The organism is Streptomyces sp. NPDC038213, from assembly GCF_055600495.1.
On record NZ_JBVJYM010000001.1, the window covers coordinates 491,018 to 502,947 of the forward strand.

The 11,930-nt window shown below is 74.0% G+C and carries 11 protein-coding genes; 4 read left to right on the forward strand and 7 right to left on the reverse strand.

Going from position 1 to position 11,930, the window contains the following annotated elements:
• Nucleotides 1–70: 70 nt before the first annotated feature.
• Complete coding sequence (locus tag ACZ7JZ_RS02295) at nucleotides 71–607, reverse strand: hypothetical protein (protein ID WP_470932232.1); 537 nt, start codon at nucleotides 605–607, stop codon at nucleotides 71–73.
• Between the two features lie 159 nt (nucleotides 608–766).
• Between ACZ7JZ_RS02295 and ACZ7JZ_RS02300 the strand changes: the two genes are divergently transcribed.
• Together ACZ7JZ_RS02300 and ACZ7JZ_RS02305 are read left to right on the forward strand one after the other, a co-directional pair.
• Entirely contained in the window at nucleotides 767–1,168 is a 402-nt protein-coding gene (locus ACZ7JZ_RS02300) for a hypothetical protein (protein ID WP_470932234.1), read from the forward strand.
• On the forward strand, nucleotides 1,165–1,542 hold the full coding sequence (locus tag ACZ7JZ_RS02305) for a response regulator transcription factor (protein WP_470932236.1): 378 nt from the start codon (nucleotides 1,165–1,167) through the stop codon (nucleotides 1,540–1,542). The genes ACZ7JZ_RS02300 and ACZ7JZ_RS02305 overlap by 4 nt, the downstream gene beginning before the upstream one ends.
• Here the strand turns inward: ACZ7JZ_RS02305 and ACZ7JZ_RS02310 are convergent.
• The 4 genes from ACZ7JZ_RS02310 to ACZ7JZ_RS02325 form a co-directional block, all read right to left on the reverse strand.
• On the reverse strand, nucleotides 1,508–2,167 hold the full coding sequence (locus ACZ7JZ_RS02310; RefSeq protein ID WP_470932238.1) for an imidazolonepropionase-like domain-containing protein: 660 nt from the start codon (nucleotides 2,165–2,167) through the stop codon (nucleotides 1,508–1,510). The two genes, ACZ7JZ_RS02305 and ACZ7JZ_RS02310, sit on opposite strands and share 35 nt — an antisense overlap.
• A 7-nt stretch (nucleotides 2,168–2,174) precedes the next feature.
• Nucleotides 2,175–3,374 carry a cyclic dehypoxanthinyl futalosine synthase gene (gene mqnC / locus ACZ7JZ_RS02315; RefSeq protein ID WP_470932240.1) on the reverse strand — a complete coding sequence of 400 codons (1,200 nt, stop codon included), beginning with the start codon at nucleotides 3,372–3,374 and terminating at the stop codon, nucleotides 2,175–2,177.
• Between the two features lie 69 nt (nucleotides 3,375–3,443).
• Complete coding sequence (locus ACZ7JZ_RS02320) at nucleotides 3,444–5,201, reverse strand: serine/threonine-protein kinase (protein WP_470932242.1); 1,758 nt, start codon at nucleotides 5,199–5,201, stop codon at nucleotides 3,444–3,446.
• A gap of 286 nt (nucleotides 5,202–5,487) precedes the next feature.
• Complete coding sequence (locus tag ACZ7JZ_RS02325) at nucleotides 5,488–6,351, reverse strand: menaquinone biosynthetic enzyme MqnA/MqnD family protein (RefSeq protein WP_470932244.1); 864 nt, start codon at nucleotides 6,349–6,351, stop codon at nucleotides 5,488–5,490.
• A 236-nt stretch (nucleotides 6,352–6,587) separates the two neighbouring features.
• Here ACZ7JZ_RS02325 and ACZ7JZ_RS02330 point away from each other — a divergent pair, with 236 nt between their 5' ends.
• Nucleotides 6,588–6,791, forward strand: coding sequence for a cold-shock protein (locus tag ACZ7JZ_RS02330; RefSeq protein WP_019707740.1), 204 nt, complete (start codon nucleotides 6,588–6,590; stop codon nucleotides 6,789–6,791).
• A 514-nt stretch (nucleotides 6,792–7,305) separates the two neighbouring features.
• On the opposite strand, the gene ACZ7JZ_RS02335 is transcribed toward ACZ7JZ_RS02330, so the two are convergent.
• Entirely contained in the window at nucleotides 7,306–8,979 is a 1,674-nt protein-coding gene (locus ACZ7JZ_RS02335) for a lytic transglycosylase domain-containing protein (RefSeq protein WP_470932246.1), read from the reverse strand.
• Nucleotides 8,980–9,192: 213 nt separating this feature from the next.
• On the opposite strand from ACZ7JZ_RS02335, the gene ACZ7JZ_RS02340 reads away from it, so the two are divergent.
• Complete coding sequence (locus ACZ7JZ_RS02340; RefSeq protein WP_470932248.1) at nucleotides 9,193–10,005, forward strand: thioredoxin domain-containing protein; 813 nt, start codon at nucleotides 9,193–9,195, stop codon at nucleotides 10,003–10,005.
• 42 nt (nucleotides 10,006–10,047) lie between these two features.
• On the opposite strand, the gene ACZ7JZ_RS02345 is transcribed toward ACZ7JZ_RS02340, so the two are convergent.
• Entirely contained in the window at nucleotides 10,048–11,799 is a 1,752-nt protein-coding gene (locus ACZ7JZ_RS02345; protein ID WP_470932249.1) for an AMP-dependent synthetase/ligase, read from the reverse strand.
• Nucleotides 11,800–11,930: the final 131 nt, after the last annotated feature.

Sequence of the window (11,930 nt, forward strand, 5' to 3'; positions counted from 1 at the left end):
GCAGACCCGCGGGGGCTCGGCCTTCCCCGCCCGCCGCGCGGCGGTCAGCCCCCGGCGCTCAGCGAAGCGGTCAGCCCTCCTGGCCCTCCGCACCCCCGAAGCAGGCGGCCATGGCCGCGCGGCCCTCCGGGGACTCCTTCGTACGGAGCTCCCCCGGCCACGCCCCGGTCGAGGGATCGGGATCCGGCCAGTCCGGGACCCCGTGCCCGCGCATGCACTCGGCCTGTTCCCGCAGCAGCGCCAGTTCCCGCTCGCCGGGCCCCGGGCCCTGCCGGCGCAGCGGGGCGCAGGCCCGCTCGGCGGCCGCGGCCCTGGCCGGATCGGCCTCCTCCTCGTCGACGACCGGAACGCCCGCCTCCGTGTCGCGCATCGGCAGCCCCTGCCGCCCCATACAGGCGAAGTACTCGCCCAGCCGGGGGTCCGCCGCGTCGCTGTCCTGCAGTTTCAGCTCCGGGATCCGGCTGCGGGCAGCCGTGGGCCGCTCCCTGGGGGCCGGGGCGGCCGGGCCCGTACAGCCGGGCAGCAGCAGTCCCGTGCACAGCAGGAGGGCGGCCGCCACCGCCTTGCGGGTCTGGCCGGAAGACGCGGGAAACACGGCTGTGGGCACAGCGGGACTCCTCACCCCGCGCGGCGGCCCGCGCGGCCCCCCGCACCCTAGGCCCGGTCCCGGGAGTCACACACTGACCCCAAGGACAGTGGTGGCACACGCGTTCGCAGTGTTCCACTCTTCGGCGCCCCGGAATCCCCTCACGGAAAGGCACGCCCCGTGAACAGAACGTGTCTCCGCGCGCTCACCGCCACGGCCCTCGTCCTGGCCGCCGCGCTCGGCACCGGAGCGGGTGCCGCCTCCGCCGCCGTGGACAAGGACGGGATCCTCGACCCCGGCGAGTTCGGGCTGTTCTGCCTCCAGAACCAGGGCGGGGCCGTCTTCGACATGTACGTGGCCGACGGCGACTTCCGGAACAACTACTTCAAGGGCTCCCTGACCTGCGCCCAGCACACCACGAACAACTACACCGAGTCCTACCTGAACCGGGACACGGCCGAGTGGGCGGTGTACACGGAGATCAACCGCGGCGGGTACGTGGGCTTCCTGCCCGGCGGCTACCGCGGCAACGCCAGCTCCCTGTACCGGAACACCATCTCCTCGGCCTACCTGGAACCGTGAGCCGGTGTAGCCTGCCCGCCATGGAGCGCCCCTGCTTACCCTGCGCGTGGGCCCCCGGGACCCCCGACGCCGAACGCCTGCACCGGGCCCTCGGCGCGATACCGGGGCTGACCGGGCAGGAGCTGTCGGTCTTCCGCTGCCTGGCCACCGGGCCGACGAACGCCCAGCTCGCCGCCCACCTGCACCTGACGGTCCGCACCGCGAAGTTCCACGTGGCCAACATCCGCGCCAAGCTCGGCGGGGTCTCGCGGCTCCAGGCCTGCCTGCTGGCCGTCCACCACGCCCTCGCGGGTGGACCGGACGGCGGCGCCGCGGCCGGATCCGCCCCTGCGCCGCGGACTAGCGCCTGCGGTACAGCAGCCGGCCACCGGTGACCGTGCCGATGCAGCTCTCCGCGCCGGACTCCTGGAGGGCGTCCGCGTCGGGTACGGCGAACACGGCGAAATCGGCGCGGCCGCCGACGGCCAGCGGGCGCTGCACCGATCCGGCCAGGTCCCGGCCGGCCGCGAAGGGGTCCAGTGCGGGCCCGCCCCCGGGGGTCTCCGGGGCCCCCGCGACCCGTACGGCCTCCAGCCCCGAGCGGGCCACCGGTACGGCCAGCAGCGGATCTCCGGTGTCGACGGCGACCGCCGTGGTGCCGTAGCGCAGCATCCGCTGGAGACCGCGGCGGACGCTGCCCGCCCAGCGGGCCGCGTCCAGGTCCAGGGCGTCGAGCGCGGGCCCGGACAGCGGGCGGGTGCCCAGCCGGTCGGCCTCCCGCGGGTCGGGGTGGTAGCAGCCCTTCAGCAGCGGGACGGCGTGCCACTGGCGCAGGCCGGGGGTGAGCACCCCCGGCCACTCCCGCACCCGGGCCTCGGGCCAGGCCGCCTCCAGTGCGGCGCGGGGGCCGATGGCGGCGATCCGGTCGTGCTCCACGAGCACCGCACCGCCGGGGACGGGCGCGGAGCCGGGCCCCTCCCCGAGCGGCAGGACGAGCCCGGCCGCGTGCAGCGTCAGCACGGCCGGCTCAGCGGGCGTCGAGGAGCTTGAGCTCGGGGTGGGCCGTGCCGCCCTCGATGGCGATCGAGGAGATGTGCGAGACCACGCGCTGGTCGACCGGGTCGTCCGCCGGGTCGGTGTGCACGACGATGTGCTCGTACGTGGTGGCGCGCTGGGCCGGGACGCGGTCCGCCTTGCGGATCAGGTCCATGATCTCCTGGCGGTTCGAGCGGTGCTTGGCACCGGCCGAGGAGACCACGTTCTCCTCCAGCATGATCGAGCCCAGGTCGTCGGCGCCGTAGTGCAGGGACAGCTGCCCGGCCTCCTTGCCGACGGTCAGCCAGGAGCCCTGGATGTGCGCGACGTTGTCGAAGAACAGGCGGGCGATCGCGATCGTCCGCAGGTACTCGAAGATCGTCGCCTGGGTGCGGCCCTTGAGGTGGTTGTTCTCGGGCTGGTACGTGTACGGGATGAAGGCGCGGAAGCCGCCGGTCCGGTCCTGTACCTCGCGGATCATCCGCATGTGCTCGATGCGCTCGGCGTTGGTCTCGCCGGTGCCCATGAGCATGGTGGACGTGGACTCCACGCCCAGGCCGTGAGCCAGCTCCATGATCTCCAGCCAGCGCTCGCCCGACTCCTTGAGCGGGGCGATGGCCTTGCGGGGGCGGGCCGGCAGCAGTTCGGCGCCGGCGCCCGCGAAGGAGTCCAGGCCGGCCGCGTGGATCCGGCGGATCGCCTCCTCCGCGTCCACCCCGGAGATCCGCGCCATGTGCTCGACCTCGGAGGCGCCCAGGGAGTGGATGACCAGCTCCGGGAACTCCTTCTTGATCGCGGCGAAGTGCTCCTCGTAGTACTCCACCCCGAAGTCCGGGTGGTGGCCGCCCTGGAACATGATCTGGGTGCCGCCCAGCTCGACGGTCTCCGCGCAGCGGCGCAGGATGTCGTCGAGGCTGCGGGTCCAGCCCTTCTTGGTGTCCTTGGGGGCGGCGTAGAACGCGCAGAACTTGCACGCCGTCACGCAGACGTTCGTGTAGTTGATGTTCCGCTCGATGATGTACGTCGCGATGTGCTCGGTACCGGCGTAGCGGCGGCGGCGCGCGGAGTCTGCGGCGGAGCCCAGCGCGTGCAGCGGGGCGTGCCGGTACAGCTCCAGCGCTTCCTCCGCGGAGATCCGGCCCCCTTCGGCGGCACGGGCGAGGACGGACTGGAGAGCGGCCTGGTCGGTCACCGGTGCGTCACCTTTCGGCGGAGTGGCGTCGTATGTCAAGGGTCGGACCGATCCAGCGTACGCCGTGCGTCAGCTGCGGCGGAGGTCGCCCTCCGGGTAACCGGCCGCGGCGTCGCCCGAGGTGTAGCGGACCGTCCCGTCGGACTTCAGCGTGAGCTTCTCCCCGGCGGACCCGTCGGAGCAGATCCCGGGGTGGGGGTTGGCGCCGGTGCGGGTGGTGTCCAGGACGAGCACGGTGTCGGTGGCCGAGACCAGCTTCCAGTCCCCACTGCAGTCGGCGTTCAGCAGTTCGAGGACGCTGCGGTCGCGGGCGACGACGGCGCCGACCCGGCCCGCCTTGACGGTGAGCTCCATGGGGCTGGACACGTTCAGGTTCCGGGTGGTGATCGTGCCCTTCCAGGTGCCGATGAAGGCCTTCGGGACCTCCTTGCGGGCGCCGCCGGGCCCCTGGTCGGGGGTGGCGCCCGGACTCCGGGTGGGCTCCGAGTCCGCCGGGCCGCTCTCCGCGTCCGTGGGCTCCGAGGCGGCGGGCGGGCGGGAGGGACCGGATCCGGAGGCCGTCACCTTGTCCTTGGCGCCCGGCAGCAGGTCGAAGGCGTACAGCCCGCCCGCGGCCACCCCGGCGACGGCCGCGGCCACGGCGAGGGCGACCGTGCAGCTGACCCTGCGACCCGCGGCGGCGGTGAAGGCCAGTCCGCCCGTCCGCCCGCCTTCGGCCCGGCCGTACGAGGGGTCGGGCGGGCCGAAGGCACCGGCGGGGAGGGGAGAGGGAGAGGGAGAGGGAGAAGGGGAAGGGGAAGGGGAAGGGGAAGGGGCGGCGGCCGGGCCGGATTCGGAGGCGGTGGTCAGCGGTACGGGCCCCGAGGCCTGCTCGGGGGTGGCCGCCGGGGCGGGCTCCAGGTCCAGCAGCCGGACCGCGGTCCGCGAGACCTCCTCGACGAGCGGCGCGGGCAGCCAGCCCGGGGCGGTCAGGGCCGCGGCGCCCGCGGGGGCGAGGACCTGCGCCACCTCGCGGGGCGCGGGCCGGGCCGCCGGGCTCTTCGCCAGGCAGGCCAGCACGAGCTCGCGGAGCCCGCCGGTCAGGCGGCCGGGCAGCTCGGGGTCCTCGTGGACCACCTTGTAGAGGAGGGTGGCGGAGTTGTCGCCGGTGAAGGGCGGGGCGCCGGTGGCCGAGAAGGCGAGGACCGCGCCGAGGGAGAACACGTCCGCCGCGGCCGTGACCCCCTTGCCGAGGATCTGCTCGGGGGCCATGTATCCGGGCGAGCCGACGGAGACCCCGGTGGAGGTCAGGGACGCCGTCCCTCCGGTCCAAGGACCGGCTCCACCGGAGCTCTGCGCCCCTTGAACGGCGCGCGCGATCCCGAAGTCGATGAGCCGGGGCCGGTCCAGGGACAGCATCACGTTGGAGGGCTTCACGTCCCGGTGGACGAGTCCCAGGGCGTGCACGGCGGTCAGGGCCTCCGCGAGCCCGGCGCCCACCGCGCGTACCGCGGGCTCGGGCAGCGGTCCGTGCGCGGCCACCGCCCGGTCGAGGGAGGGCCCGGCGACGTACCCGGTCGCCACCCACGGCACGTCCGCCTCCGGGTCCGCGTCCAGCACCGGGGCGGTCCACTCGCCGCCGACCCGGCGGGCCGCGGCCACCTCCCGGCGGAACCGGGCGCGGAACTCCTCGTCGCGCGCGAAGTGCGGGTGCACGATCTTGACGGCCACGGTCCGGCCGCCGCCGCTGCGGCCCAGGTACACCGCCCCCATGCCGCCCGCGCCGAGCCGGCCGAGCAGCCGGTACGCGCCGATGGTCCGCGGATCCCCCGCTTCGAGCGGCTGCATGACGCCCCCTGTGTGCCGTACCCGTGCCGGTGCAGCTTCGCACCCTAGCCGGGCCCGCGGTCCGGAACGGGCCGAACGGCAGGAACGGGGGTGCGCGAAGATCGGTGACGGCGAATTCCCCGCTTCCTCCGCGCAATACGGAGAACGGGAAGCGGCAGGGCTCGCAGGACCGGCAGAACTGGCGGATCCGGCGAACTGCGGGAACTGCCGGAACCGGCGGATCTGGCCGAACCGGGGAATTCCGCGCGGAATTCCGGCGAATCCCCGGTGAACTCCGAGCCGGTCCCTAGCGGGGGGCTCCGGGGCGGCCGAGGAGTTCCACCCGGACGTCGGCCGGGAAGCCGCTCGTGGGTCCCGTACGGCGGGCGAACTCGCGGACCCCGGCCAGCTGCTCGGGGCCGAAGCGGAAGTCGAGGGTGCGGAAGTAGCGCTCCAGGAGGTCGGCGTCGAAGGACTCCCAGCGGGCGGCCTGCTCGGCCACCTTCGCCACCTCCTCGAGGGACAGGTCGCGGGAGGCGAGGAAGGCCTCGTGGACCTGCTCCACCACGGCAGGCTCGCGCTCCAGGTACTCCTTGCGGGCCGCCCAGACGGCGAAGACGAACGGCAGTCCGGTCCACTCCTTCCACATCACCCCCAGGTCGTGCACGGCGAGGCCGAGGCGGGGGGCGTCGTGCAGCGAGGCGCGCAGGGCGGCGTCGCCGATCAGGACGGCCGCGTCCGCCTCCTGCATCATCAGCCCCAGGTCGGGGGGGCAGGAGTAGTAGTCGGGGCGTACGCCGTACTGCTCCGCGAGGAGCAGCTGGGCCAGTCGCACGGACGTGCGGGAGGTGGAGCCGAGGGCCACGCGGGCGCGGTCCAGCTGGTCCAGGGGGACCTGGGAGACGATCACGCAGGACATGACGGGGCCGTCGCAGCCGACCGCGAGGTCGGGGAAGGCCACCAGCCGGTCCGCGTTGCGCAGGAACTCCACGAGGGTGATCGGACCCATGTCCAGCTCGCCCGCGACCAGGCGCTCGCTGAGCTTCTCGGGGGTGTCCTTGGTGAGCTCCAGGTCGAGCAGCGTGCCGGTGCGGGCCAGGCCCCAGTAGAGGGGCAGGCAGTTCAGGAACTGAATGTGGCCGACCCGGGGCCGGCTGCGATTGGCGTCCACATCGCGAGACTAGCTCGCGCGGGGCCGTCAGCCTCGTCGAGGGTCTCAAACGTGCGAGTGACGTGATCTTTCCCTCTGGTCTCCCGTGCACTCTGCGTGCTAGGCTCGACGCAAGTTGCAGTTTGGTTTCCCTTGCAGTACAGAGCCTGCGGAGCATGTAACCCGCAGGCTTTTGTAGTTTTCAGACTTCTTAGCAGGTTCTGGAGCAGGGCAACCCTTTGGCCCAAGGAGGGCTTATGGCTACCGGAACCGTGAAGTGGTTCAACGCTGAAAAGGGCTTCGGCTTCATCGCCCAGGACGGCGGCGGCCCGGATGTCTTCGTCCACTACTCCGCGATCAACGCGTCTGGCTTCCGCTCCCTCGAGGAGAACCAGACCGTGAACTTCGACGTCACGCAGGGCCCGAAGGGTCCGCAGGCGGAGAACGTCACCCCGGTCTGAGTCTGACCGGCGGCCCGGCCGATCGCGGCTGGATCACCAGTACTTAGTACTTCAAGCGCAGTACCCAAGGAGCCCTGCCCTTTCCGCGTCAGCGGGGGCGGGGCTCCTGCCTTTTCCCGTCCGGGGGTGCGCGTGGGTGTACCCCGGCCCGGCACCATTCCGGGATCCGGCCCCGGGCCCCGCGCCTCAGTCGCCGGCGCGGCTGGATTCCCCCACCCCGCCCCTTCCCGAAACCGGGGCTCCGCCCCGGACCCCGTTCCCGCGCGCTCCGCGCCCGGTGCGCTCAAACGCCGCGCGGGCTGGATTTTGCCCCCGTGGGCTGGATTGCGCGGCTGCGAGCAAGGCGTACTGCCGCTCCGCGGCAGAGCCCGGGGGGCAGCCTGCCCAGACCCGGAAAATCCAGTGCCGCCGTGGCAGCCTGTCCAGACCCCGGGCCGGGATAATCCAGCCCCGCCGGCGATTGAGGCGCGGGGTACGGGGCGGAGCCCCGGGGAGTCGCGGGGCCGGGGTGGGGTTACGGCTGCGGGGTCGGGGTGGGTTCCAGGACGGGGGGTGCGGTGACGATGAGGTCCAGGAGGAGTTCCACGCCTTCGGGGGTGGTCAGGCGGAGGTGGAACGTGCCTGCGAGGTCCGCCGCGTAGAGCTCCGGCAGGGTGATCTTGCCGTCGGCGGCGGACGGGGCCAGGGTCAGGGTGCGGACCGGCTTCGCCTCGGGGTCGGCGGGGTCGGCGGCGAAGTGCGGGCCCGTCTCGGCGGGGACCCACTTGCCCGTGGTCTCGTCCTTGCGGACGAGCGCGGCCGTGACCACCGTCCCGGCGACCGGCTTGCCGCCGGCCTTGGCGAGCAGCTCCAGCGGCTTCGCGAAGGCCTCGCCGGCCACCGCCTCCAGCGGGTCGGTGCCGACCCGCACCAGCGCGTCCGCCCTCACGACAGGCTTCGGGGTCACGGTCCCCGAGAAGCGGACCGTGAACTCGCGGGTGCCGTACAGCGTGGCCCGCAGGGTGAACCTGCCCGCCTTGGCCCCCGCCTTCGTACCGGCCTTGAGGACCGGCGCGGTCGCGACGCCCTTCGCGTCGGTGCGGACCACCGCGTGCGTCTTGCCGGAGTCGGCGAAGACGGTGCCCGAGGTGTCCCCCTCGATCTCGAAGACGACGACCTCGCGGACGGCCGCCTTGCCGTTGCTCAGCTTGGCCTTGGCCTGCGGGGTGCGCGCGAACTCCTTGCCCGCCTCGGCGGCCAGCGCGGGGTCGCCGAGCCGCTCCAGCCCGGCGACGGTGGCAGGCGGCGGGGTCGGGGTCGGCTTCGGCTTGACCGGCGGCGTGGGCCGGGTGCTCGGCGGCGGGGTCGGCGTGGGCGTCGGGGTCGGGGTGACCGGCGGGGTGGGGACGACGACCGGCGGCTCGGGGACCGGGTTCACGACCGGCGGCGGGTTCGGGACCTCGGAGGCCCCGCCGTTCTGGTACTGCTTCATCCAGCCGAGCACGGTGTTCACGTACTCGCGGGAGTTGTTGTAGCTGAGGACGGCCTTGTCGAGGTCGGCGGCCACCGCCAGGTCGCGGTCTCCCGCGCACAGGTAGAGCCCGGCGCCGAGGGCGGCGTCGTAGATGTTGTTGGGGTTGCGGTCGCCGTCGCCGTTCCCGTCCGCGCCCCAGGAGGCCCAGGTGGAGGGGATGAACTGCATCGGGCCGACGGCCCGGTCGTACTCGGTGTCCGCGTCCCAGGCGCCCTTGTCCGTGTCCACGATCTTCGCGAAGCCGTTGCCGTCGAGGCGGGGGCCGCGGATCGGCTTCTCGGTGGAGCCGTCGGCCTTGAGCCCGTACCCCGACGCGTGCACCGACTCGACCCGGCCGATGCCGCCGAGCAGCTCCCAGGGGAGGCGGCAGCCGGGCAGGGCGGCGGCGACGGAGGTCGCGGCGCGCTTGTACGCGTCGAGGGCCGTGCCCGGTATGCCCGTGGAGCCCTCGGGGGCGCCCTGGGCAGGCGGCGGGTCGGCGACGAGGTCGGGGAGGTCCAGGCGGGCGTTGCCCCGGTCCTGGGCCTGGGGGCTGTCACCGGTCGGCTCGGACTCCCCCGCGTCGGCGGTGGGCGTGTTGCCCACGACGGCGGCCGTGGTCAGGCTGGCCGCGAGCGCGGCGGTGCACAGCACCTTGCGCGAGGTGCTGACGAGGTGGCGGTGAAGAGGCTTCACGTTGCGGCGTTCCCCCCAAGACAAAACAAGCCGGTCGAGCCGTGAATATCCACTGTTTATCAGGTCGCGGACGGCGGCTCGCCATCCCCCCTGCCTATCTGACGCCCCGTGCGCGGGCCGGGTCAATGCCCGGCCGGACAGGGACCTTTGACTCTGTCCGATATGACCGAATGGCCCGAGTGGTACCCCCCACTAGTATCTATTGTCATAGGTATGAGCACAGTCAAGAACGATCGGCGCGCGGCTAGGGAACGCCTCGAGGCGGAACGGGCCGCCGCGGCCCGCTCGGCGAGGGTCCGCGGGCGGCTGCTCGTGGGGACCACGGCCGTGGCCGTGCTGGCCGTGGCCGTCGGCCTCGGGCTGTACGCGACCCGGTCGGCGAGCGGCGGGTCCGCGGACGTCCCGGAGGCGGCGGGCAGGCCCTTCGTGCGGCCCGCGCACACCTCGGGCCCGGACGGCACCGTGGTCCCGTACGGCAGCCCCGGCGCGAAGCACGTGCTCTCGGTCTGGCTGGACCCGCGCTGCCCGTACTGCGCGGGGGTCGAGAACGGCCTCGGGGCCACCTTCAAGGCGCAGGCCGACGCGGGCGCCTACCGGGTCGAGTACCACTTCGCGACCTTCCTCGACGGCTCCCTCGGAGGCAAGGGCTCGAAGCGGGCCCTGAACGCGCTGGGCGCGGCGGTCAACGAGTCCCCGGAGAAGTTCCTCGCCTACCTGGGGGTGCTGTACGCGAACCATCCCAAGGAGGAGTCCGAGGACAAGTTCGGCTCCACGGCCACCCTCCTCGAACTGGCCGACGGGGTCCCCGGGCTGCGCACCCCCGCCTTCAACAGGGCCGTGAAAGAGCTCACCTACATGCCGTGGGTGGAGAAGGTCTCCCAGCAGTTCTACGACCAGGACAAGAAGGGCACCCCCGAGGTGGCCCTCGACGGCCGGCCGGTGGAGGTGCTGAGCGGCAAGGGCATCGAGTCGGTCACCCCGGAGGCCTTCCGCGGGCAGGTGGCGGAGCTCGCCGGCGCCCGCTGAGGGGAGGGGACGGGAGACGGGGAAGGGGCCCGGGCCGGCCGGTCAGTCGGCGTACAGCTCCGCTATCTCCGCCGCGTAGCGCCGGGCCACCTCCGCGCGCCGGAGTTTGAGGGTGGGGGTCAGGGTGCCGTCGGCCACGGTGAACTCCCCGGGGAGGATCCGGAAGGCGCGGATCCGGGCGGGGCGGGACAGGGTGGCGTTGGCCTCGGCCACGGCCGCGGCCACCAGGGCCCGTACCCCCGGGTGGAGTTCCGGGGCCGGGCCCGGGTCCGTGCCCTCGCGCGCCGCCCAGGCCGCCACCTCCCCGGAGTCGAGGGTGACCAGGGCCACCGGGTGCGGGCGGCGGTCGCCGACCATCACCGCCCGCGAGACGTACCGGGAGCGCTGGATGGCGAACTCGGCCTCCGCGGGGCTCAGGTTCTTGCCCGCCGAGGTGATGACCAGCTCCTTCTTGCGGCCGGTGACGTACAGGTAGCCGTCCTCGTCGAGCCGGCCCAGGTCCCCGGTGTGCAGCCAGCCCTGCGGGTCCACCGCCTCCGCGGTCGCGGGCCCGTTCGCGTGGTAGCCGGGGAAGACCACCGGGCCGCGGGCCAGCACCTCCCCGTCCGGTGCGATGCGCACCTCGCAGCCCGCGACGGGCCGGCCCACCGAGCCGGGGCGGACGGCCCCGGGATGGTTCAGGCTGATCACCCCGGCCGACTCCGTCATCCCGTACCCCTCGAACACCGCTATCCCGCAGGCCCGCAGGAAGTCCAGGGTGGCCGGGGCGATCGGGGCGCCGCCGGTCAGCGCCCAGCGCAGCCGGCCCCCGAAGGCCGCGCGGACGGGCCCGTAGAGGCTGCGGTCGGCGGCCTCCCAGGCGGGCCGGTCCGCCTCCGGCAGCCGGTCCCCGGCGGCCAGCAGCCCGAGGCGCACCGCCTCCTCGAAGCGCCCGCGGCCGCCCTCCGCCGATTCGGCGAGCGACAGCACCACCGCGTGGACCTTCTCGAACAGCCGCGGTACGGACGGCAGGTGCGTGGGCCGGGCCTCGGCCAGCTCCCCCACCACGTCCTCGACCCGGCCGCCGAAGTAGCACAGCTCCCCGCCGCGCAGCAGGGTGGTGAACTGGATGAGCTGGGCGAGGAGGTGGGCCAGCGGGAGGTACAGGTACGTGGAGTCGCCGGGCCCGCCGCCGACCAGGGGGAGGGTGGCGTCCTGGACCGCGCCCAGGTTGGCGTGCGTGAGGCGGCAGCCCTTCGGGGGGCCGGTGGTGCCGGAGGTGTAGACGACGGCGGCGTCGTGGGCGGGGTCCACGGCGGCGGCGCGGGCGGCCAGCGCGGCGCGGGCGGCCGGCCCGCTGTGCAGGTCCGCCCCCGGGTCCGCCGCCAGTTCGTCCAGCAGGACGACCGCCCGCAGTTTCGGCAGCCGGTCGCGCAGGGCCGCCACCCGGGCCGCCTGGGCCGCGTCGTCGCAGACCGCGACCACGGACTCGGAGTCGCCCAGCACCCAGGCCAGCTCCTCCTCCCCCGCCGTCGGGTACACCGGCACCAGCACCGCGCCCGCCGCCGTCACCCCGAAGTGCGCGTACGTCCATTCCGGCCGGGTCTCGGCGAGTACGGCGACCCGCTCCCCGGCGGCCACCCCCAGCCCCAGCAGCGCGCTCCCGGCCGCCGCGGCGCAGGCGTCCAGCTCGGCGTACGTGCGGACCTGCCAGCCGGACTCCCCCGCCCGCCGGAACCGCAGCGCGGGCTGCGGCCCGTACCGCCGGGCCGTCCACGCGGTGAACTCCGCCAGGGTGCGGGGCCGTACGTCCATGGGTGCCCTCCCGAGGGTCCGGTGCGGTGTGCCGGGTTCCGGTGCCGGTGCGGTGCGTTCCGAAGACGCTAGGCAGCGCGGGGACCCGTACGGCATGACCGGAAGCGTCACCACCGCTGACCGCACCGCTC

Coding starts and splice junctions, on each gene's coding strand:
- ACZ7JZ_RS02320 (WP_470932242.1), bottom strand. CDS start 5,201: ATGCAGCCGCTCGAAGCGGGGGATCCGCGGACCATCGGCGCGTACCGG.
- ACZ7JZ_RS02345 (WP_470932249.1), bottom strand. CDS start 11,799: ATGGACGTACGGCCCCGCACCCTGGCGGAGTTCACCGCGTGGACGGCC.
- ACZ7JZ_RS02330 (WP_019707740.1), top strand. CDS start 6,588: ATGGCTACCGGAACCGTGAAGTGGTTCAACGCTGAAAAGGGCTTCGGC.
- ACZ7JZ_RS02340 (WP_470932248.1), top strand. CDS start 9,193: ATGAGCACAGTCAAGAACGATCGGCGCGCGGCTAGGGAACGCCTCGAG.